Origin of the sequence: Pediococcus cellicola (assembly GCF_001438655.1) — a bacterium.
Taxonomy (GTDB): domain Bacteria; phylum Bacillota; class Bacilli; order Lactobacillales; family Lactobacillaceae; genus Pediococcus; species Pediococcus cellicola.
The window spans coordinates 21,384-43,405 of sequence record NZ_JQBR01000010.1; the positions used below are offsets into that span (position 1 = coordinate 21,384).

The window sequence follows — 22,022 nt, forward strand, 5'->3', positions numbered from 1 at the left end:
TCAAATTGTGTCCGTTGGATCAGCTGTACGTGCAATATAACTTGTATCATTCCACTTGATCAATGAAAATGTTTTGCCTAAATCTTCAGTTTCCAAGATTGTGGTACTCGTATTAGAGAGTCCCCCACGTTTGCGTAAATCATGTAAATCAGCGCCCAATAAAGAATTAACCAAGGCATTCAGGGCAGCTCCATGACTGACAATTAAGATATTGTCCGTGGGATCGCGATAAATATCCGTAATACGATGAATCGTGGGCATCATACGGGCAATCACCTGCTGAAACGTCTCACCGTGAATCGTACTGGGATCATAACGATCTGGATGGTTCTGAAAATCGTCAAATTCATGGGGATATTTGTGGGCAACATCCGTAAATTTCATGCCTTCCATTTTGCCTAAATTGAATTCGCGTAAGCGGCTAGCAATGGTTAATGGGGTGGGATGCCCCTGCAAGGTGTCCAACGTGTGTTGCAAAGTACTTCCCGTAACTCTTGCTCGGCGAACCGGACTGACATAAATATGACGAAAAGCTGTCAAACTTAGATGATGGGCTAATGCATCAATCTCTTCATAACTTTCTTTTAAAAGGGGCGAATCACCTTTAGCACCTTGATAACGTCCTTCTTGATTCCATTCAGTTTTTCCGTGACGGATAAAATATAATTTTGTCAATTTTCTCTTCCTTCTCATCTTTCGCTAAAACCATTATGCCAGTCTGACGCCTAAAATTCAAAAAATCGTCTGCTCAATAAGCAAACGATTTTATCGAAAATGTATTAAATATACTGAAGAACTTTCTCGTTACTGTAGGCTGCATCAATAATGCCGCCACCCAAGCACTCTTCACCGTCGTACAATACAACAGCCTGACCAGGTGTTATTGCACGAGCAGGATCATCAAAGTCCACGGTCATTTGAGTATGGTCCTCATTGAAATGTACAGTCACATCAACATCCATCGCACGGTAACGGAACTTAGCCGTGCAACGGAATGAATCACCGCGATCAGCTAAGTCGTTGACGAAATGTAAATCAGAAGCTACTAACCGATCTGCATATAAATGCTCGTTGTGGTAGCCCTGACCCACATACAAGATGTTTTTCTTCAAATCTTTGCCAATGACAAACCAAGGATCGTTATTCTGGCTGCCGCCGCCAATACCAAGGCCGCGACGCTGACCAATTGTATAATACATTAAACCAGCATGATCACCCTTAATTTCACCGTCAACGGTCATCATCTTACCTGGTTTAGCGGGTAAATAATTGCCTAAAAATTCTTTAAAATTCTTCTCGCCAATAAAGCAAATACCAACAGAGTCTTTTTTATTAGCCACTGCCAAGCCAGCTTTTTCAGCAATTTTACGAACCTTAGCCTTAACCATCCCACCTAATGGGAACATCACATGGTCTAACTGATCATGGGTTAACTGGTTTAAGAAATATGTTTGGTCCTTATTCATGTCTTCAGCACGTAACAAGTGTTGATGGCCTTGATCATCGCGCTCTAGCTTTGCGTAATGTCCTGTAGCTACATAATCAGCACCTAAACTAATGGCATAGTCTAAAAAGGCTTTAAATTTAATTTCATTATTGCAAATCACATCTGGATTTGGGGTTCGGCCCTTTTTATATTCATCCAAGAAATAAGTGAACACACGGTCCCAATATTCCTTTTCAAAATTTACAGAATAATAAGGAATTCCAATTTTAGAAGCCACTTTAGCGACATCCTTATAATCTTCTGTTGCCGTACAAAAACCATTTTCGTCAGTGTCATCCCAATTTTTCATGAAAACACCAACCACATCGTAGCCCTGTTGCTTGAGCAAATAAGCTACTACTGATGAATCAACACCACCACTCATGCCGACAACGACACGAGTTTTGCTATTGTCTGTCATCAAAATCACCATCATTTCTATCAGATTCTGGAGAATCTACGATTGAAGGTCGCAACATCCAGTAACGACCATTATAACAAAGTAAGCAAATTGAGAAAAGGATTTTCAACTTTCAAAAATGACTCTTCCATTAATAGCTTATTTTGATAGCGCCTATCATCCTCTGCATGAATTCACAGAACTACCCATTATAAAGTAAAAAGACGATGTTTCCATGCTCAAAGATGGCACTAATTCCTAAGCAAAAACATCGTCAAATTATTTTTTTACGTGAACACTATTAAGCTTTCACAAAAACTTTACGTGCAATCATATCATCTAAGATGTAATGATACTGTTCAACAAGCGGTTGGTCATTTTCTTTATTAAAGATATTTACCCGTTTTAACCCGTTGGCAGTTGTCACTGACATTTTGAACCCACTGAGATCCTTAGCAAAGATAATGCGTAACTTATTTCCTTGTTTATAAGGGGAAGTAGGATCTAACGAACGCTCAAAAATAAAGTTTCCACCATTAGAAAGAATGAAACCAAGATCACGTAACGTGTATTTTTTAACCTCAGGACTCATTTTATAAGTATCTGTATCACCGTCTACTTTTACTTCTGTTGTAAATGCCATTATTTAACACCCTCCTTAGTCTTTAACCGTTGGATAATTTGAACCAAATTATCTACTAAATAAGCGACGTCATCTTGAGTATTATATTTTCCAAAACTAATTCGAATTGATTCACCAATTCGTGGGGAATCTTCCCCATACATCGCAATTAAAACATGTGACGGTTCCAAACTGCCCGCTGTACATGCGGAGCCGCCTGAGACAGCAATGCCATTTAGGTCCAAATTGGTTTGCATGACATATGTTGAAACCCCTTTAATCCACAGGTTAAAGACATGCTGTAAATTATTGGGATCTAAGGACCCATTAACCTCAAAATCAATGTTTGCTTGTTGCAGACCGTCTACAATTTGTTGTTTGAAAGCTTGATACTTTTCTTGTAAAGCTGCCTTACTAGCCGGAGTCAAAAGAGATACAGCTTTCGCAAAACCTGCAATACCGGGTACATTTTCGGTACCGGCACGCCTTTTATCCTCCTGTTCGCCGCCCTTAAGAAAACTTGGAAAATTGATCCCATCTCGTTTATACAAAAAGCCTAAAAACTTGGGCCCATTCAATTTATGTGCAGAGGTGGACATCAAATCAATATGATCTCGTTTAACATCAATATCTAATAGGCCATACGCTTGAACGGCGTCGGTATGAAACCACGCTTGATGATCTTTCAACAATTCCCCAATTTCATGAATTGGCATGTGGCTACCAACTTCATTATTGCCAGTCATGACCGAAACTAGAATGGTATCATCGCGTAAAGCTGCCTTTAGGTCATCCATATTGATTAATCCATTTTGGTCAACTGGTAAATAGGTCACGTCATATCCAATTGACTCTAGATAAGCCATTGGTTTTAAAACCGCTGGATGTTCAATCGCTGTAGTAATGATGTGTTTTCCTAATTTTTTTCGAGCAATAGCTGTTTGCACAATGGCCGTATTATCGCTTTCGGTACCACCACTCGTAAAAATAATTTCATCCTCATTTGCATTGATGCTATCTGCAATTACCTGACGGCTTTGGTCAAGGACACTTCTTGCCTTTCTTCCAAATGCGTGGGTACTCGAAGCATTTCCAAAATCTTGGCTCATTTCGGCACTTATTTTTTCAACTACCTCTGGAGCCATTGGGGTAGTAGCTGCATTATCAAAATAAACTTGCTTCATTACTCATTCTCCTGTCAAAAATAGACTTAATTAAGCTTCAAACAAAGCTAACAACATTTTTGCAGAACGTTTGCCGGCATCGATAATGAAATCATCGAATGAAACGCCTGCATCTTCATCACCGACATCAGACATTGCCCGAATGACAACAAACGGCACGTTAAACTGATGTGCAACTTGGCCGATGGCACAGCCTTCCATCTCGCAGCAAAGGGCATCCGGAAAATTATTTAGAATGGTTTGAATTTTTTCAGTACTGCTAATAAACTGGTCACCAGTAACAATGAGCCCTTTTTTGATCTTTAGCCCTGTTTTAACGCCAGCCTGACTAATGTCCTCGATAAGACCTTTATCTGCATCAAATCGTGCGGGTTGTCCTGGCAGTTGGCCAAGGGCATAGCCAAACGCAGTGGCATCCACATCATGGTAAAGCGTCTGAGTGGAGACGACCACATCACCAACCGCTAAATCTTTACCAATGCCACCTGCTGAACCAGAATGAATAAGCGCATCAACCTTAAAGTTGGTAACCAACAAGGCCGCCGTAATTCCAGCTTCCACTTTACCTATTCCTGAACGAACTAAGACAACTTCCGTCTTATGAATGGTCCCTTCATAAAAAGTGATGCCATTAATTTTAGTCTCTTTCTCAATACTTAAAGCACTGTGCAAGCTTTTGATTTCTTCATCCATTGCACAAATCACACCATATTTCATTTGTTATCCTCATTTCACAAAAAATAATATTAAATACACAATTATAATGGCAATTACAAGGCCAAAAATAATCCAGTTAAGTCGGCGTGCAAGATTACGCCCCTTTCGTTCAGCCGTACTACGAACTTCAGGTTGCACCTCGTCTTGTTCATCTGCATGTTTACGAGCGTACTCTTTTTCAACTTGGACACGCTTGCGATCACGCTGGACAAAACGTTGATTTTCCGCCTGTTTTTGGCGTTGATAATCTTCCCGGGTTAACCCATCTTGTTGCTCATCCTTCACAGCTTCTCACCTACTTGTTGTTTAAGGTTTGCCAATAGTAAATGGCTAACACCGTCTTCGCATCTTCAATTGAACCATCAGCAATGCCAGCCAAAGCTTCATCAAGGGATAGCTCCAATAATTGCAAATTTTCATCCGCGTCCTGTGGCAGCTTTGTGGTAACAGGTTGCAAATCTGTTGCCATATATAACGTCATATATTCATTAGCAAACCCGGGTGTGGAATAAAATCCAGCCACTCGTTTCAAACTATTCGCCTGATAACGAGTCTCTTCATTCAATTCTCGAATGGCCGTTACTTCTGCTGATTCCCCATTTTCAACTTTACCAGCCGGAATTTCTAAAGTCACCTTTTTTACCGGTGCACGCCATTGTTTTTCAAAAATGGCCTTATTCTCTTTAGTAATAGCCAAAACACCAATGGCATCTTGATGTAACACAACATCCCGATTAGCTAAGTCACCATTAGGTAGTTTGACCGTTTGCTGGTAAACATCAATAATTGCCCCGTGATAACGAGGCTCATTTTTTACAACCTTTTCTTCAAAATCCATATTAACATCCTCTAGTTTTCGTGTTTATCTGCATTTATTATTGGCGTTTCCGAAGAATTTTGATCGTCAATGACACTGACCTTAACCGCCTGGAGGCCTTTAGCACCTTGCACAACCATTAAAGAAACCTGGTCGCCTGCTTTCAAGACCCTAAATCCTTCTCCTTCAATAGCAGAATAATGGACGAATACTTCTGTACCATCATCCAATACAATGAACCCAAAACCTCTATTTTCATCAAAACTCTTGACCGTTCCGTGTTCCATTCTGTCCACTCCCCACTTGTCAATTCATTATCCCATTTTCAGAGTGCTTCTTTTAATATCATACTGATAATTAATAAAAAAGTAAATTGTAAACCGTTTTTGCTGTTCATAAATAATCAAAAAAACAATCTAAAACAGGCCGATTGCATTTTCATGTAACCTTCTGTTCTAGATTGTTTTGTAACATATGCTTTAGGCTTCTAAACCTGTTTCAATCGTTTCTGGATAGTTTTCACGCACAATTTTAGCACAACGTGCACAAAGTTGTGGGTAGGCAGCATCCGTGCCCACGTCCGTCTTCGTCATTCGGCAGCGTGCACAAACTTCGCCCTGTGCAACTTCAACTTTGACAGCCATGCCATTGAACTGATCAGCATCTGCTGGTGCTTCGCTAAGGTCAGCGATGTCTAATTTGGAAACAATTAGCAATAGCCGGACATCCGTATGCAAATCGTCTAGCAATTGTTTTGTTGCTTGATCTACATACAAATGAACAGCGGCTTCCATCGATTTTCCAATCATTTTACTATCGCGGGCCTCTTCCAATGTCTTAAGCACATTAGAACGAACATTCTTAAACTGCTCCCAGTTATCAAAAATAACGTCTTGATTTTCAAACTGTTGTGCCTTTGGCATTTCAGAAAGCTGCACAAACGCTTCTGGTTCTTTCAGATATGGCCAAACTTCTTCAGTTGTATGTGGCAAAATTGGTGTCAAAAGCTTCGTCAAACCAACCAAAATTTCATAGAAAACAGTTTGCATAGAACGACGGGTGACACTCTTTTCAGAATCAATATAAACCACATCTTTAGCAAAATCGAGGTAAAAGGCTGACAGATCGGTAATTACAAAGTTCATAACACGTTTATAAATATTTAAGAAATCATAAGCTTCATAATCATCATGCAGCGTTTGTACCAATTTGTTGTATTTAATCAACATATACTTATCAGCAGATTGCAAATCTTGATAAGCAACTTTATCCACTTTTGGATCATAATCTGTAGTATTAGCCAATAAGTAACGTAAAGTATTACGCAACTTTTTGTAGCTATCAGAGATCTTACTGAAGTTGTCCATAGAGACCCGTACATCAGAAGAAGAATCTACTGAAGCTACCCACAAGCGGACAATTTCAGCTCCCATCTTTTTGATCACTTCATTTGGTGCAACAGCATTTCCCAGGGATTTACTCATCTTATGCCCTTGAGCGTTCAAGGTAAAGCCCTGTGAAACGACTTGCTTGTATGGGGCTTTACCAGAAACAGCGACACTGGTAATCAAACTTGAATTGAACCAGCCACGATACTGGTCTGAGCCTTCCAAATACAGATCGGCAGGATAAGTGAGATAATCACGTTCGGCTAACACCCCTTGATGAGAGGAACCCGAGTCAAACCAGACGTCCATAATGTCAGTTTCTTTGGTGAACTTTCCATTTGGAGAATGTTCACTTGTAAAACCATCTGGCAATAATTCCTTGGCTTCACGGTCAAACCAAATATCGGAACCGTACTTTTCAAACAGATCTGCAACATGATTAATCGTTTCTTTCGTCATGATTGCTTCCCCATCTTCACCATAAAAGATTGGTAATGGCACGCCCCAAACACGTTGGCGTGAGATGACCCAGTCACCGCGATCACGAATCATGTTATAAAGTCGTTTTTGACCCCAATCCGGTGAAAACTTAACATCATCAATTGCTGCCAAGATTTGGCTACGGATTTTATCAACAGACGCAAACCACTGTGGTGTGGCACGGAAAATAACTGGTTTTTTCGTCCGCCAATCAAATGGGTAACTATGCTTATATGGCATGTAATCCAGCAACAAATTCGCAGCCTTTAACTTATCTAATGCAATTTGGTTCGCATCTTCATAGAAAACACCGTTAAAATCGTCGCCAGCCTCTTCCGTCATGTACCCTTGGTCATTAACGGGTACTAAAATATCTAAGCCATATTGCATGCCGACACGGAAGTCATCTTCACCAAAACCAGGTGCCGTGTGAACCAAACCAGTTCCGGCATCTAAAGTAACAAAATCACCCAACATAACTACCAATTTGCGATCTGGATAGAAAGGATGTTGTGTCAAGACACGGTCTAAATCAGCACCTTTAACTGTTTTAAGTGTTTTAACGTCTTCCCAACCGAACTTTTCTGCAACGTTATTGACTAACTCTGCAGCAATCACAAATTTTCTTGTTTCCCCTTGGGGTTGCACAACTGAATATTCAAAGCTGGCATCAATTGTCACACCTTCAGAAGCAGGAATGGTCCAAGGTGTTGTTGTCCAAACCACTAAATAGGTATCTGTATCTAAAACACCTTTGCCATCGACAACTTGTTCAGCAAAGAAAGCAGATGGAGAAGTGACATCATGATATTCGACTTCGGCTTCCGCCATCGCTGATTCTGAAGACCAAGACCAAAATACAGGCTTTTTACCCTTATAAATCAAGCCTTGTTCTGCCATTTTACCGAATGTCCGAACTTCTTGAGCTTCGAATTCTGGTTTTAAGGTTAAATATGGATTGTCCCATTCGCCAGCCACACCGAGTCGTTTGAAATCAGCTTTCTGCAAGGCAACTTGCTTCAATGCATATTCCCGACAAAGCTTGCGAAATTCACTAGTGGACATCTTTTTACGATCGTAACCCTCTTTGGTTAACTGTTGTTCGATAGGTAATCCATGAGTATCCCATCCTGGCACGTAAGGGGCACGATAACCAGACATAGATTTATAACGTACAATCATGTCCTTTGAAATTTTATTCATCGCATGGCCCATGTGGATATTTCCATTTGCATATGGTGGTCCATCATGTAAAACAAAACTAGGTTTTCCCTCGTTTAATTTTTGCCGTTGCTCATAAACTTTATTTTCTTCCCATACTTGTTCTCTTTTGGCTTCGTTTACTGGTAAATTACCACGCATCTTGAATTTAGTTTTGCCCAAATTCAATGTGTCTTTAACTCGCATGTCTGATCACTCCTCATAATTTTATATAAAAAAAGACCTCGTCTTAAGGGACGAAGTCTTCGTGGTACCACCCAAATTCAAAAATGAAATTAATCCATTTTCCTTAAACTTAATAACGGCTTTGCAACCGACCAAATCTAATTGAATTCAACTTGGCACCTCTGAGATGATATTGTTAATGGAATCTGATTAGCCTCTCACCAAATCGCTAACTCGCTGCCAGTTGACCACCCACAATGTGTTCTCTTCATAGAAATTCTATTCACTTTTTGCGTTAACATGAAGACCAGATTCTTCTGAACTAGCCTTGGCATCATCAGGGAAAACAACCACTGTTTCATGAGATGTCTCTTGCTCATCAGCTGAACTTGCTTGTGGCTGAACAACTGTTGTCTCAGAAGTTGCAGATTTATCAGCTTCTGAACTCGGTTCAACTGCAGGTGTAATATCTTCAGGATCCTCTTCATCATCTGAGTTTACACTTGCCGCCTTCATCTTGTCAAGTGTTCCTGTATGCAACATGGCGTCTTTCAAATCACTGACTTGCACATCCTGATCTTCTTTTAAAAGACTATCCCATTCACTACCATTAATCATCTGCAATTGTGAATCAACCAAAACTTGAACCCGTTGACGATATAGGCGCGCGTTTTTGCGCAACTCATTAGTTGCTAATATAAGTTTTTTAGCCTTTTCAGCTTGTTCATCAATAACAGCTTCAGCACTCACCCGGGCCTTTTGAATCACACCATCCGCCTGTTTTTGTGCTTCTTCAGCTGTAAGTTCAGCTTCGCGCTTGGAACTACTTTTAACCTTATCAGCAGCATCTTGTGCAACTAAAATAGATTTGTTAAGCGCTTCTTTCATATCATCGAAGTATTCCAGCTTTGTTTCTGCATTTTCAACTTCTTTTTGTAAGGCTGAAATTTTGTCTAATGCCTGTCGATATTCAATGGCAACTTGTTGTAAAAACTCATCAACTTCATTTGGATTATATCCGCGCATTTTATTCGAAAACTGTTTATTTTGAATATCTACCGGATCTAAAGACATACTGATTCCTCCATCATTTTTTCTTTTTACTATTAATAATTGAAATTAAAATACGTGTTTTGCCCTTTTTTGTTTGTCCCTCAACCTCGTCCAAACGAATTCGCCCATATCCGCGAACAGAAATCATATCATTTGCGACCAATTCAAAGTCTGGTCGTTGATGTAACTTCCAATTTAATGTCACTTTACGTTCTTCAAGCAATAATTTGGCATGATTACGCGATAAGTGAAACCCTTCCGCAACTAAGGAATCAATTCTTAAAGAAGCAACCGTCGTGCCAACTGATTCCCAGTCATTTTCAGGTTCCACAACAGCGTCTAGGCTTTGATCTAGTAAACGAACTTTAATATTACCGATTTTTGTAACCTGTGTTAAAAAGAAATCTACCATTTCGGTTTTCACAAAGAACTGCCAAGTTTGTCCATCCGTAATAATGTCGCCAAAAGTACCTCTTTCAACACCCATATTAGCGAGTGTTCCGAGAACATTACGATGATGAATGGTGGCGAATTTAATTGGGTATTGGATTTCTAACAATGTGATATTAAAGTCGGTTTTTTCTGGCACAAAATAATCTGGGAAAATAATTGTTCGACTCATTTCGGCATTCGGATAGCCACCAAAACTTTGTGCTTTGATGTCATCAAGGCGGTTAACTAACGTGGTTAAGATGAAACGTTCTCTTGGATTAAGAAAGTTCGTCAGCACAAAGCGATTTTGATCACGTACTTCTTGAATCCAACCAGTCGCCTCTTCCACAAATGGCGCCTCTTCTGGACGAAAATGTTGTGTAATATTGTCCATTTTTAATACCCCTTAAAAAGATGCTAGACAGCCCATACACGTCAAGCGATTGAAGCCCCGTCAAAAAATCTCAGTAGAAAAATCTACTAAGCGCTGCGACACCATACTGGGCCATCTCAAGAACAACGAGGGCCAAGATTGGCGAAAAATCCAGTCCAAAAATTGGTGGAATAAACTGGAAGATTTTCAGGTACGGCACACAAATTTTTGCCAGCCATTGCCCTAATTTAGTTTGATAGGCACCTGGAAACCAGGACATCAAAACAAAAACAAAAATTAATAACATGTATAACTGAATAAGTCTACTTAAAATTGAAAATAAAAAGATCAAATGTTTACTCCTTATTTAGATCATCATTACTTAGATCACCATTTTGAATGTTTGCATACAAACTACCATTAATTTCAAAACTGTTAGGGGTGCACAAAAAGATTTGTGTCCCCACTTCTTCAATCGAACCATCAATTGCAAACAACGTCCCTGATAGGAAATCTACAATCCGTTTTGTTTGCGTATCATCAATACGCTCAAAATTTAGAATAACCGCTTGTCCGGCAATCAACTGCTTGGCTGCCTCCTTAGCATCACTAAAGATCCGCGGTTCAAATAGTGCAATCTTACTCTTGGAATCTGAAATGTTATCCATGGGAATCACCTTATTGTCAGTCGTTATTTGTGAATTTTCTTGAGAAGCAGGCGTATGCTGCTCATCTTCCAATCCAAATAATTTATTAAATCGATCACTCAATGCCATACAGACCGCCTCCTAATAATGACGCTGTATCAAAGAACTGGGACAAAACAGCTGTCTTGTTCCCAGTCCTTATGAATTGGTATTCAATTATTTACGACGACGTTTGAAGAATGGTGGTGTGTCTACACCCTTACCGTCATCATTATCTGAATCGTTAAAAACATTGAAATCTTTCTTTTCAATATCCTTAAATTCGTTATCGTCTTCTACAGAAGTTGGACGAACACCATTTGAGTTAGTTTGACGTAATTGCCAATCACCAAACGGATCATCCTTCTTTGCAGCCTTGTCTTCAACTTTAGGAGCTGGATTACTTGGTTGTGTTTCTGTAAAAGAAGGCGTTGTACTTGTAACATTGTTTGAGCTAGCATCAAAGCTAGTTCTTGCAGTTGCACGATGCAAAGGACGCTCGTTTTTCTTCTTATCAATTCCAGTTGCAATAACCGTAACGCGAACTTCATCCTTCATATTTTCGTCAATTGAAGTACCGAAAATAATATTAACATCATCAGTAGCTGCTTTAGCCACAATTTCTGAAGCGGCTTGTGCTTCAAATAAGGAAAGATCTGGTCCCCCAGTGATGTTCAAAAGAACTTGTTCAGCACCGTCAATTGAAACTTCTAATAATGGAGAAGAGATGGCTTTCTTAGTTGCTTCTTCGGTACGATTCTCGCCATTTGCAGAACCAATTCCCATCAAAGCAGAACCTTGGTTAGACATAACGGTTTTCACATCGGCAAAGTCAAGGTTTACGTATCCTGGTGACGTAATTAAATCAGAAATACCTTGAACCCCTTGACGTAAAACATTATCAGCTTCACTGAACGCTTCCATCATTGGTGTCTTTTTATCAACCATTTCTAACAAACGATTGTTTGCAATAATGATTAAAGTGTCTACGTGTTCTTTCATTTGTGCCACACCTTCTGCGGCAAAACGAGCACGTTTAGGACCCTCAAAACTAAATGGACGTGTCACAACGCCAACTGTCAATGCACCAGTTTCTTTAGCAATCTTTGAAACCAGTGGTGCAGCACCTGTACCAGTACCGCCACCCATGCCGGCTGTGACAAAGACCATATCAGCGCCTTCTAATGCAGAGGAAATGGTTTGTTCACTTTCCTGAGCTGCTTTTGACCCAACTTCTGGCGTTGAACCTGCACCTAATCCTTTAGTCAATTTCGGTCCTAATTGAATTTTTGTATCAGCTTTTGATTGTTTAAGTGCTTGAACATCAGTGTTTGCAACGATAAATTCAACACCTTTAACACCTTCAGCAATCATCCGATTAACGGCGTTACCGCCACCGCCACCAACACCGATTACTTTGATGTTTGCACCAGCATTTTGTTTGTCATCCATTGTAAATTCCATCCCTTTTTTCCTCCATAATTTTAAGTTAGTCAAAGAATTCGCTAAACCAACGTTTGATACTTGCCATCAGCCCGCTAAATGAGAACGAAGATTCCTTTTTAGACTTTGCCTTTTTAACAGACTGCTGTGTTGACGGTCGGTCGTTAGCTGTATTTTCATAAGTATCTTCAGTAGTTGGTTCATCCGCAAATGTTTGTTGTTCAGGAACTTTACGAGTCCCAGCAACCATTGCACTTTTGGCTAAGACATCCACTTCACTTAATGAAGCTTCATAATTCAACAATGCATAGGCTTGTGCAAAGGCAGGATGTCGCAGTCCCATTGGTTCAGGTACATACAACCTCACATTTGTTCCAAAGATATCCGCTGCTAAGCTTTGAATTCCTGGAATAGCGGCCGCACCTCCTGTGATCACGACGCCACCTGGCATATCCAATGCATCAATGTTCTCAAGATGATTATAAGCGTTGTTTAAGATTTGTTCTAGTCTCGCTTCAATGATTTCTGCTAAATATTTTTCGGTAATTTGTGAAGGCGCAGATTGCCCAACAACTTCTACCGGAAATCCATCTTCGCTCGCACCATCCGCAAACGCATAACCATACTCGCGTTTTAATTTCTCAGCATTACTTAATGACGTATTCAAAACAACTGAAATATCTTTGGTGACAAACTGACCGCCCTCTTGATCAACATATGTATATTTCAAGTGATGATCATGAACGATTGCGGTTGTGGTTTGTCCCGCACCCATATCGATTAAGATCGTACCAAAATCCTGTTCACCATCATTTAGGACTGTTCTTCCCAGTGCTAAAGGATTTAAGACCAAATCAGAAAGGTGCAATCCCGCTTGTTGAATGGCCCGTTTGGTGTTATGAATAATTGTTTTTGGCCCAGTCAGAACGGTGCCGTTCATTTCTAACCGAACCCCAACCATACCGCGGGGATCTTTAATCCCATCAAAGCCATCAACAACAAACTCATCTGGTAACACATCAATAACTTCTTGTTCTGGTGGTAAACTGTGAACCGACGCTGCATTAGCAACGTTAATAACATCTTGATTTGTAATCTCACGAGAGGTCTCGGCGATTGCAATCATACCACGACAAGGTTCAATTTTTAACAAATTAGCTGGAATACCAGCAACTACTTCATGAATCTTTAAATTTGCTTTATTTTCTGCAACTGAAATTGCTCTTTTAATCGCTGCCGAAGCTTTGTCAATATCAACAATGACACCACGATTCATTCCATCAGAGCGTTCACTTCCCACTCCAATAACACTCATTTGCCCATTTACATATTCAGCAACAATGACTTTTATTGAGGTGGTTCCTATATCAAGTCCAACATAAATTCCTGAATTATCCATAATAAAGGAACCTCCTAAACATACCCTATTTTAGACCTTTGTATATACTCTCAAGTTTACCATAACTTCAATGTATTTAAATAGCAAATTCTTGTAAAAAAATGCGTAAATAACATTAAAATTGAAAAAAGATAATAAATTTTACTTTTTTTACTCTTGTCCTGTCTGGTTGGTTGTGCTGACACTACTGGAAGCACTTACCACATTTGATTCTCTACTGGTCAGCTGAGAACTTGAGGAATTTGTTCGACTTACAGTTGATGAACTGGCCGAACTTGAAGTTTGCTGACTTTCCTTAGACCTATTTTTAAATGGATAAGAGTAGGCCCCCACTTCTAAATCAATAACCCCTTTTTGTTTCATAGCTGCAGCCATTTGTGGATAATATTGCATTTTTTCAGCAAAACTAGGCAACACTGCATACACTTCATTGCCATCATTCATGTAAAGATGCAACCGGTTAGGATTATCTTTGCTGGGTACATAATCAATTTCTGAAATGCCTGTGCGCACAACATTAGGTAATTTTTTATACTGTGTTAACAATGCTTTCAATACCGACGCTTCATGAAATTTTTTAAAAACTGGGTAGTTACCGGACGGTTGTTGTTTTGCTTTATCAATAACCTTTCCGTTGTCTAAAATAGTGTAGTAAGTATTGTTCCTAAATACTAATCCAGCAATAGGATTTTCTTTGACGACCACCTTTAGTTTATTCCAACCTTGACGTGAAACCTGGTAGCGAAGCAATTGAGGCTGTTTTTTATAAACCTGATCAGATCGATCCGATTTGCCAAACCAATACCTAAAAATCCAGTCATTTTTATTAACCTTACCCATTTTTAAAATCTGTGCGCGTGAAAATTGATGGTTTCCGACAACTTTTACGGATTGCACTTTACTTAAAGAGGAGCCCAAGTAGCCACCAACCAGCAATATAAGGAGTCCGCCCACGACTAACCACAAACGCATCTTGTGCCCAAAATGAAAAGAAGTTTTCGCTTTTGGCGTTGCACTTGTCTTAGCCGATTGCCTTTGAAGCTGCTGTGCCTTCTCCCAAGGGGTTAGTTCTTGCTTTTTTTGAGGAGTTTTCGTTTTCTTTTTTCCAAACACGATCGCCACCCCATTCTTTATTTTTTAATAACTGTTTGTAGAACATTGAGCAAATCGAAAGCTGCCCGCGGGCGTCCCATTGCTTTGGCAGCGACACTCATTTTTTGACGTTTTTTTCCATCCGTCATTAAAGCATCAACTTTTTCTAAAAGTGATGCTCCCGTCAAATCTGCTTCGGTCAGCAATTCAGCCGCACCATTATTTACCAAACTTTTTGCATTTTTAGTTTGATGATCATTTGTCACGTATGGACTAGGAACCAAAATGGACGGAATTCCTAAAGCCGTTATTTCAGCAATGCTTGTGGCTCCCGCCCGGCCTAAAATGGCTTGAAAGTTTGGCAACAATTCTGGCATCTGCTTAATATATGGTCGAATTACAATGTTTTGGCCAATTTCTTGTCCCCGTAGATCATCACTAATTTTCTGAAAATGAACACGGCCGGTCACAAACAAAACTTGATAATCACGCTTTTTCAATTCTGGTAATGCAGCCACAGTTGCGGAATTAATGCGTTCTGCGCCCCGGCTACCACCGAAAATTAATAATGTGGGTTGATCCGGCTTTAAGCCATATTTACTTAAAGCATCATTGGGTTTCATTGAAGCCACTTGAGTTGCGCGTGGATTACCCGTAAACACGACCTTTTTAGCTGGGAATTGAGCGCGAGCATCTTCAAAAGATATCCCAATTTTAGTCACAAAGTAACTCAAAAACTTATTTGTTACCCCAACCACACTATTTTGTTCGTGAATCACGGTCGGAATTCCTTGTAGGCTGGCTGCAAAAACAACTGCCCCACTGACATAACCGCCAGTCCCCACGACAACATCTGGATGGAAATCCTTAATCATTTTATGTGCATCTGCAACACTTTTTATAAATAATCCAATCGTTTTGAAATTTTGTAAGGAAAGGGATCTCTTAAAGCCTTGAATCCGAATAGTTTTAAATGCAATGCCCTGGTCAGGTACAATGCGACTTTCCAATCCTTTTTCCGTACCAACGTAGAGTACTTCTGAATCTGGATTTTTTTCTTTCAATGCTTCAATCAGAGCTAATGCAGGATAAATATGACCGCCAGTTCCACCACCTGAAATCATCAAACGCATGATTAAGCCTTCTTTCCTTGTTGCAGGTTGTTTACCGCCGTAATAAATTCATCCCCACGAATCTCAAAGTTAGGATACTGATCCCAACTCGCATTAGCTGGTGACAAGAGCACAATATCATTTTCTGTGCTTTGTTGGTAAGCCATTGGTACGGCATCTTTAATTTTATCGGCAAATTTAATCACCGGCACGCCTGCAGTTTTAGCAGCATCTGCAAGTAACTGACTAGTTTGACCAACCAATATAATTGCTTTGACATGTGCTTTAAAATCAGGTACTAATCTTTCAAAAGTATAACCTCGATCAAGCCCACCTGCAATTAAAACCACAGGTCGTTTGAAAGAGCGCAACGCCACTTGAGTCGCCTCAATATCAGTTGCCTTAGAATCATTATAGAAATCACGTTGTTCAAACGTTGTCACGTACTGCACACGATGTTTTACACCACCAAAGGTTTTTAAAACCGATACAATTGCTTCATTTGGCGTGCCACTAATTTTAGCAACTGCAATCGCCGCTAATGCATTTTCGACATTCTGGACACCTGGCACCTTAATATCGTCAACCGCAATAATTTTCTCACCTTTAAAGTAAAGAAAATCGCCTTGTTGGTAAGCTCCGTTTGTTGATAGTCCCTTTCTTGAAAAAGGAATAACCTGCGCATTTGTCTGCTGACTCAACTTTTGCCATTCTTCATTGTCCCAATTGATAACAAGATAATCTTGCGCCGTTTGATTTTTGGTAATGTGCATCTTATCACGAACATAATTTTCTCGGCTACCATGCCAATCAAGATGATTCGAAAAAATATTGGTAATGACTGCAATATGTGGTCTTAAGGTCGAAATGCTTGCGAGCATAAAGCTAGAGAGCTCTGTCACCATCACATCATCATCCTGCACTTTTTGGACAACTGTTGTAGCTGGGATCCCAATATTTCCAGCTAAATACGCATGTCCTGCGCCACTATTCTTGTCTAACATGAGTTGAATTAAAGTGGTTGTCGTGGTTTTCCCATTGCTTCCGGTAATTCCAATTAATTCACCACTTAAAACTTGATAAGCTAATTCTGGTTCTGAAATAACCGGAATTTTTTTAGATAACGCACCCTTAATAATTGGATTCGTGTATGGAATACCTGGGTTCTTAACAATTAATGCAAAACCCTCATCCAATAAAGTGAGTGGATGGCCGCCCGTCACAACCTTGATACCATCCTCCAATAAGGCTTGTGCATCCGGATTTTCATCAAATGGTTTCGCATCATTAACCGTTACTAATGCTCCCAGCTTTTGAAGCAGTTTGGCTGCACTCACACCACTTTTTGCTAATCCCAAAACTAATATTTTCTTATCTTGATAGTTCGTAATATCCTTCATGATTCGTTTCCCTTCAAAACTTAAATTTTCATCAAATGGTTACTTTAAAATACCAACCAAAGCGATCACCGCTCCGATTAACCCGACAGTCCAAAACACAAGATCAATTTTCCATTCGCTCCATCCTAACATTTCAAAATGATGGTGGATAGGACTCATTTTAAAGATCCGATGCCCTGTCAACTTAAAGGACAGCACTTGTAAAATGACACTTGCTGTTTCACAAACAAACACAATCCCAATCAAAAGCAATGCCACTTCATGATGCACTAGAATGGATACCGCTGCCAGAGCACCGCCCAATGCCAGCGAACCCATATCTCCCATAAAAATTCGTGCTGGTTTATGGTTGAAGAGAAAGAAACCAACTAAAGCACCAATAATTGCCAAACAAAAAATCAAAACGTCAAACTGATTTTGAACCGCTGCAATAATTGCATACGCTCCGAATGCAATGATGGCAAGCCCGCTTACCAGACCATCTAAGCCATCGGATAAGTTAACCGCATTTGAAAACCCAGTTAGCCAAAAGACAACAAATAGCACAAACCAAATCCCTAAATGCCAATCTCCAAAACCAGGAATACTTAAAACTTGAGCAAATCCTTCATGAACATAGACGGCATAAAAGATAACCGCACCAATAATTTGACCTAGAAACTTCTGCCAAGCTTTTAGGCCTTCATTTTGTTTCTTCATTAACTTGATGCTGTCATCCCAAAAACCAAGCACACCATACATAATCAAAATAAAGATCAAAATTAACCCTGTTGCGTTCAATTGATGGCTAATGATTTCAAACAGTAAACTACTGATACTGATTGCGATAATGAAAATCAAGCCCCCCATGGTCGGTGTGCCTGACTTTTTTTCGTGCCATTTGGGTCCTTCTTCACGAATCATCTGGCCTTCATTACGTTCCCGAAAATAATTAATAAAGGACGGCATTGCCAGTACGGTAATGAAAAAGCTGACCAGTGCAGTTCCAATTTGCTCTAATGCATTCATATCTATACTCCATTCTCTTTCTCTTACTTTTCTTTCAACTTAACCGTTAATGTTTGACCACTTTGAATCAGAGCGCCACTCTTAATGGACTGAGACTTCACAAATCCTGTGCCAGAAAAATCAGCTTGCAACCCCACTAATTTTGTTAATTTCAAGACATCATTTCTGGACCATCCAGACAGATTGGGCATCTTCATTTGTCCACTAGTAACCAGAATCACACGTTGTCCGGCCAACATTTCTGTATTGGCTACTGGTAATTGCTGACTAACCGTATCACCACTGCCAAGAACCGTGGTCGCAATATTTTTCTTACCAAGTTCTTTGGTAGCTTCTGTCGCAGATTGCCCAATGACATTGTCAATCTTAATTTTTCCAGATAACTGATTCTTAGCCGTAGCTGGATTTTCACCTAAGGCCTGTTTCATGACCGGCCCAAAAATCTCGTTCAACAACTGAGTTGCCGTTTTGGTCCCCGGCAGAGTTGGTTGTTTCATTGTAATATACATAATATATTTGGGCTTGTTTGCTGGCACCATCCCGACAACAGAATAAAGGTAGCTATCATCGCCATTTAAGTAGGTACCTCCGGATCCAACGACTTGTGCAGTTCCTGTCTTGGCGGCTACACGGTAACCTGAAATTTTAAAGTCTTGACCAATTCCGTAATGCTTATACACAACATCTTGCATCAAGCCACGAACCTTTTTTGCAGTCGAACTTTTAATCGGATGCCCAACCGTCTTCGTTTTCATTTTGTAAACAACTTTACCATCAGTATCAACAACTTTTTTGATGAACTGAGGTTTTATCATCTTACCATTATTTGCAATCGCCGTGAATCCCTGCAGCATTTGCATGTTAGTCACATCAATTCCCTGGCCAAAAGCCGTGTCAGCCTGATCAATCGGATAACTGAATTGCATATTTCCTTTGGCTTCTCCATTAAGCCCAGAATTAGTACTCTTTAGAAAATGAAATTTATTAATGTATTTTTTCCAGGTTGCTGCTCCCATTTTTCGCTCCAAATGGGCCATCGCTACGTTACTTGAACGCGCAAATCCTTCCTCATAGGTAATTAAGCCCCACCCAGAAGTTTGCCAATCAGGGACGATTTGTCCATCAATGGTATACGTTCCTGACTTATATCTTTCCTTTGCATTAAAATGACCGCTATTAATGGCTGCTGCCGTTGTAAAAACTTTCATCGTTGATCCAGGTTCAAATGTATCTTGCACAATCGCATTATTCCAAGACTTGCTAATCCCACTTTTGGTAGTGGGGTTAAAGGTTGGTCGTTGTGACGTCGCTAAAATGGCTCCGGTTTTGGCATTGAGAATAGTAGCTGTCATTGATTTGGCATGTACTTGCCCTTGCACTTTAGACATCTCAGATTCAAGGAGCGTTTGTAAACGTGTATCCAGCGTGGTATACACATTTTCCCCATTAATCGCTGCTTTTTCTTCTTGTGAAGCGGGTAATTGATAACCAAACTTGTCTTTTTGAATAGAACGCTGCCCGTCACTACCTGTAAGTTGCTTATTAAAGGCACTTTCGATTCCCATTACGCCGTTTAACTGAGTAATATCAGAATTTTTCTTTTGTGTTTGCGACGTGATTCCAATCAAATTAGATGCAAAAATTCCGTTAGGATATAAACGTGCCTCTGATTGAATGAAGTTAATTCCCGTCAACTTGTATGATTCAATTTTTTCTTTTGTGGCAACAGAAAGATTTTTCCCTGCGGTTCCAAACTCCACCTGAAAAGATTTTCCGTTACTAGGATTAAGTGCCTTAAACACTTTATTCTCACTAATAGGCAAATACTTTGCCAACACTTTAGCTGTTTTTCGTTTATTTGTGACGTAAAGCGGCTTTTTATTTGCACCAACTTGTGATTTATCCAGCACAGCATAAATTGAATACGTACTTGTATCTTCCGCAATTGGCTGTCCAGATGCATCCAGAATTGAGCCTCGTTGCGCTTTTAAAACTTTATTATCTGTATACAAACGACGGGCCTGTGAACTCAAATTGATGTGTTCTACAGTCCCGCCAATTGCAATATAGGAAAAGCGTAGAATCAAGATAACAAAGAGGGCAATTGCTATGAAAAAAAGCCACTGACCGAACGCTCTTCGATTTTGGCTTGATTTATTATTGTCGTTTTCTTTTGAACGTTTTTCTTTATTGTTCATTTATTAACATTCCTTATATTCTGAGTTGTCAAGCTTAATCCAAACTGTTTGGCAATCTTGTTCAAACGGGTTCGGCTGGAAAGCTGATTAACTTCTTGCTTTAAATTACTATTATCAGAAGTTATCTTTGTGACCTGCGCCTGCGAGCTTGAAAGATTGTGTTCAGCACTTGATAATGCAATTTTACCAGAAATTACAAAAATCATTAAGCCTGTCAAAATTATACCGCAGAATGTTATCAATATTTTTTCGAATTTTGAAAATGGCAAAGACTTTGGAATTACAACCGTTTTTGCCTTATGTAATGTTTCCTCCTTAAGATCCGGTATACGCCGCTTTACCGGTTTACTCGCTGGAAATGCTTCTGCTAAATTGTTTTGTGCCATTAAAATCAGTCCCTATTTTATTTTTTCAATAACGCGAAGTCTTGCGCTGTGAGCACGATGATTTTGTGTAAGTTCGTCTTTGCTTGGCAAAATGGGTTTTCGTGTGACTAATTTAAAATGTGGTTCAAGTTCCTTTGGAATGACTGGCAGGCCTGGAGGAAGTTCAGGCAAATTAGCATTTTCTTTAAAAATATTTTTAACGAGGCGATCCTCTAAAGACTGAAACGTAATAACACTTACACGGCCGTCAACCTTTAATAAATCTAAAGCCTGTTCTAGTGAGGTCTCCAAGACGCCCAATTCATTGTTAACCGCAATCCGGATAGCCTGGAAAACTCTTTTAGCCGGATGACCACCTGTCCTTCTTGCAGCTGCTGGAATTGCCTTTTTGATAATCTCTACTAGTTCTCCCGTCGTCTCAATGGGAGCAATATCACGTCTACGTTCAATCTCTCGAGCAACCTGTTTTGAATAACGTTCCTCACCATAGCGGAAAAATATTTTGACCAAGTTTTCATAAGACCACTCATTCACCACTATCTGGGCCGTTAACTCAGCTGACTGGTCCATCCGCATATCTAGCGGAGCGTCGTGCTGGTAACTAAACCCTCTTTTGGCATCATCTAATTGTGGCGAAGATACACCCAAATCATACACAATGCCATCAACTTCTGAAATGCCGTACGCATTTAAGTCTTTTTTGATATTTTTAAAATTATCTTCAATAAATGTAACTTGCTTACGATCTAAGTACGTTTTTAAGTGGGTTTGATTATATTCAATCGCTGCCACATCTTGATCAAAGGCATACAAATGTCCCTTTTCGCTTAATTGGCTCAAAATTAATTGACTATGGCCACCGCCACCAAGTGTACAGTCAACATATATGCCATCCGGATCAATTTTTAATTCATCAACTGCTTGACTCAGTAACACCGTCGTGTGTTGAAATTCACTCAT

General features: G+C 39.8%; 21 protein-coding genes, 1 pseudogene and 1 other annotated feature. All 22 genes and pseudogenes read right to left on the reverse strand.

The window, feature by feature from the left end; all coding sequences use genetic code 11:
- The 22 genes and pseudogenes from IV80_RS08420 to rsmH all read right to left on the reverse strand — a co-directional run bounded on the left by IV80_RS08420 (position 1) and on the right by rsmH (position 22,022).
- Positions 1–675, reverse strand: coding sequence for a histidine phosphatase family protein (locus IV80_RS08420; protein WP_057752192.1), 675 nt, complete (start codon positions 673–675; stop codon positions 1–3).
- A 104-nt stretch (positions 676–779) separates the two neighbouring features.
- Positions 780–1,907 carry a tRNA 2-thiouridine(34) synthase MnmA gene (mnmA, locus tag IV80_RS08425; RefSeq protein WP_057752197.1) on the reverse strand — a complete coding sequence of 376 codons (1,128 nt, stop codon included), beginning with the start codon at positions 1,905–1,907 and terminating at the stop codon, positions 780–782.
- Between the two features lie 280 nt (positions 1,908–2,187).
- On the reverse strand, positions 2,188–2,529 hold the full coding sequence (locus IV80_RS08430; RefSeq protein WP_057752200.1) for a DUF1831 domain-containing protein: 342 nt from the start codon (positions 2,527–2,529) through the stop codon (positions 2,188–2,190).
- Positions 2,529–3,692: a cysteine desulfurase family protein gene (locus tag IV80_RS08435; protein ID WP_057752203.1), complete on the reverse strand. Its 1,164-nt coding sequence runs from the start codon at positions 3,690–3,692 to the stop codon at positions 2,529–2,531. Before IV80_RS08435 ends, IV80_RS08430 begins: the two co-directional genes overlap by 1 nt.
- A 30-nt stretch (positions 3,693–3,722) precedes the next feature.
- Entirely contained in the window at positions 3,723–4,409 is a 687-nt protein-coding gene (locus tag IV80_RS08440; protein ID WP_057752206.1) for a 5'-methylthioadenosine/adenosylhomocysteine nucleosidase, read from the reverse strand.
- A gap of 9 nt (positions 4,410–4,418) precedes the next feature.
- Positions 4,419–4,694 carry a hypothetical protein gene (locus tag IV80_RS08445; RefSeq protein ID WP_057752209.1) on the reverse strand — a complete coding sequence of 92 codons (276 nt, stop codon included), beginning with the start codon at positions 4,692–4,694 and terminating at the stop codon, positions 4,419–4,421.
- A 10-nt stretch (positions 4,695–4,704) separates the two neighbouring features.
- Positions 4,705–5,247 carry an NUDIX hydrolase gene (locus tag IV80_RS08450; protein ID WP_057752213.1) on the reverse strand — a complete coding sequence of 181 codons (543 nt, stop codon included), beginning with the start codon at positions 5,245–5,247 and terminating at the stop codon, positions 4,705–4,707.
- A 74-nt stretch (positions 5,248–5,321) separates the two neighbouring features.
- A pseudogene (locus tag IV80_RS08455) lies at positions 5,322–5,513 on the reverse strand (cold-shock protein); the annotation flags it as partial.
- Positions 5,514–5,705: 192 nt separating this feature from the next.
- Positions 5,706–8,501: an isoleucine--tRNA ligase gene (ileS, locus tag IV80_RS08460; protein WP_057752219.1), complete on the reverse strand. Its 2,796-nt coding sequence runs from the start codon at positions 8,499–8,501 to the stop codon at positions 5,706–5,708.
- Between the two features lie 43 nt (positions 8,502–8,544).
- Positions 8,545–8,761, reverse strand: a binding site (T-box leader).
- Positions 8,760–9,554 (reverse strand): DivIVA domain-containing protein, encoded by a 795-nt coding sequence (locus IV80_RS08465; protein ID WP_057752223.1) that lies wholly within the window; start codon positions 9,552–9,554, stop codon positions 8,760–8,762. (Overlaps the previous feature by 2 nt.)
- 13 nt (positions 9,555–9,567) lie before the next feature.
- Positions 9,568–10,359, reverse strand: a complete 792-nt coding sequence (locus IV80_RS08470) for a YlmH family RNA-binding protein (RefSeq protein ID WP_057752225.1) — start codon at positions 10,357–10,359, stop codon at positions 9,568–9,570.
- A 70-nt stretch (positions 10,360–10,429) separates the two neighbouring features.
- Positions 10,430–10,690, reverse strand: a complete 261-nt coding sequence (locus IV80_RS08475; RefSeq protein ID WP_261763751.1) for a YggT family protein — start codon at positions 10,688–10,690, stop codon at positions 10,430–10,432.
- 4 nt (positions 10,691–10,694) lie between these two features.
- Positions 10,695–11,114: a cell division protein SepF gene (locus IV80_RS08480; RefSeq protein ID WP_057752229.1), complete on the reverse strand. Its 420-nt coding sequence runs from the start codon at positions 11,112–11,114 to the stop codon at positions 10,695–10,697.
- Between the two features lie 87 nt (positions 11,115–11,201).
- Entirely contained in the window at positions 11,202–12,488 is a 1,287-nt protein-coding gene (ftsZ, locus tag IV80_RS08485; RefSeq protein ID WP_057752232.1) for a cell division protein FtsZ, read from the reverse strand.
- Between the two features lie 25 nt (positions 12,489–12,513).
- Positions 12,514–13,866, reverse strand: a complete 1,353-nt coding sequence (ftsA, locus tag IV80_RS08490) for a cell division protein FtsA (RefSeq protein ID WP_057752235.1) — start codon at positions 13,864–13,866, stop codon at positions 12,514–12,516.
- 150 nt (positions 13,867–14,016) lie between these two features.
- Positions 14,017–14,979, reverse strand: a complete 963-nt coding sequence (locus IV80_RS08495) for a cell division protein FtsQ/DivIB (protein WP_057752239.1) — start codon at positions 14,977–14,979, stop codon at positions 14,017–14,019.
- A gap of 17 nt (positions 14,980–14,996) precedes the next feature.
- Positions 14,997–16,091 carry an undecaprenyldiphospho-muramoylpentapeptide beta-N-acetylglucosaminyltransferase gene (gene murG, locus IV80_RS08500; protein WP_057752241.1) on the reverse strand — a complete coding sequence of 365 codons (1,095 nt, stop codon included), beginning with the start codon at positions 16,089–16,091 and terminating at the stop codon, positions 14,997–14,999.
- 2 nt (positions 16,092–16,093) lie between these two features.
- The gene (gene murD, locus IV80_RS08505) at positions 16,094–17,470 is read right to left on the reverse strand and encodes a UDP-N-acetylmuramoyl-L-alanine--D-glutamate ligase (protein ID WP_057752244.1); all 1,377 of its coding nucleotides are present in this window, start codon (positions 17,468–17,470) and stop codon (positions 16,094–16,096) included.
- A 39-nt stretch (positions 17,471–17,509) separates the two neighbouring features.
- The gene (gene mraY, locus IV80_RS08510) at positions 17,510–18,478 is read right to left on the reverse strand and encodes a phospho-N-acetylmuramoyl-pentapeptide-transferase (RefSeq protein WP_057752247.1); all 969 of its coding nucleotides are present in this window, start codon (positions 18,476–18,478) and stop codon (positions 17,510–17,512) included.
- 23 nt (positions 18,479–18,501) lie between these two features.
- The gene (locus IV80_RS08515) at positions 18,502–20,676 is read right to left on the reverse strand and encodes a penicillin-binding transpeptidase domain-containing protein (protein WP_057752250.1); all 2,175 of its coding nucleotides are present in this window, start codon (positions 20,674–20,676) and stop codon (positions 18,502–18,504) included.
- Positions 20,673–21,062, reverse strand: a complete 390-nt coding sequence (ftsL, locus tag IV80_RS08520; RefSeq protein ID WP_057752253.1) for a cell division protein FtsL — start codon at positions 21,060–21,062, stop codon at positions 20,673–20,675. Before ftsL ends, IV80_RS08515 begins: the two co-directional genes overlap by 4 nt.
- A gap of 12 nt (positions 21,063–21,074) precedes the next feature.
- On the reverse strand, positions 21,075–22,022 hold the full coding sequence (rsmH, locus tag IV80_RS08525; RefSeq protein ID WP_057752256.1) for a 16S rRNA (cytosine(1402)-N(4))-methyltransferase RsmH: 948 nt from the start codon (positions 22,020–22,022) through the stop codon (positions 21,075–21,077).

Excerpts from the sequence above, each read along its gene's own strand:
- ftsA (WP_057752235.1), bottom strand. The coding sequence starts at position 13,866 with ATGGATAATTCAGGAATTTATGTTGGACTTGATATAGGAACCACCTCA.
- IV80_RS08515 (WP_057752250.1), bottom strand. The coding sequence starts at position 20,676 with ATGAACAATAAAGAAAAACGTTCAAAAGAAAACGACAATAATAAATCA.
- ftsL (WP_057752253.1), bottom strand. The coding sequence starts at position 21,062 with ATGGCACAAAACAATTTAGCAGAAGCATTTCCAGCGAGTAAACCGGTA.
- mnmA (WP_057752197.1), bottom strand. The coding sequence starts at position 1,907 with ATGACAGACAATAGCAAAACTCGTGTCGTTGTCGGCATGAGTGGTGGT.
- IV80_RS08480 (WP_057752229.1), bottom strand. The coding sequence starts at position 11,114 with ATGGCATTGAGTGATCGATTTAATAAATTATTTGGATTGGAAGATGAG.
- murG (WP_057752241.1), bottom strand. The coding sequence starts at position 16,091 with ATGCGTTTGATGATTTCAGGTGGTGGAACTGGCGGTCATATTTATCCT.
- IV80_RS08450 (WP_057752213.1), bottom strand. The coding sequence starts at position 5,247 with ATGGATTTTGAAGAAAAGGTTGTAAAAAATGAGCCTCGTTATCACGGG.
- mraY (WP_057752247.1), bottom strand. The coding sequence starts at position 18,478 with ATGAATGCATTAGAGCAAATTGGAACTGCACTGGTCAGCTTTTTCATT.
- murD (WP_057752244.1), bottom strand. The coding sequence starts at position 17,470 with ATGAAGGATATTACGAACTATCAAGATAAGAAAATATTAGTTTTGGGA.
- ileS (WP_057752219.1), bottom strand. The coding sequence starts at position 8,501 with ATGCGAGTTAAAGACACATTGAATTTGGGCAAAACTAAATTCAAGATG.
- IV80_RS08435 (WP_057752203.1), bottom strand. The coding sequence starts at position 3,692 with ATGAAGCAAGTTTATTTTGATAATGCAGCTACTACCCCAATGGCTCCA.
- rsmH (WP_057752256.1), bottom strand. The coding sequence starts at position 22,022 with ATGAGTGAATTTCAACACACGACGGTGTTACTGAGTCAAGCAGTTGAT.
- IV80_RS08440 (WP_057752206.1), bottom strand. The coding sequence starts at position 4,409 with ATGAAATATGGTGTGATTTGTGCAATGGATGAAGAAATCAAAAGCTTG.
- ftsZ (WP_057752232.1), bottom strand. The coding sequence starts at position 12,488 with ATGGAATTTACAATGGATGACAAACAAAATGCTGGTGCAAACATCAAA.
- IV80_RS08470 (WP_057752225.1), bottom strand. The coding sequence starts at position 10,359 with ATGGACAATATTACACAACATTTTCGTCCAGAAGAGGCGCCATTTGTG.
- IV80_RS08430 (WP_057752200.1), bottom strand. The coding sequence starts at position 2,529 with ATGGCATTTACAACAGAAGTAAAAGTAGACGGTGATACAGATACTTAT.
- IV80_RS08465 (WP_057752223.1), bottom strand. The coding sequence starts at position 9,554 with ATGTCTTTAGATCCGGTAGATATTCAAAATAAACAGTTTTCGAATAAA.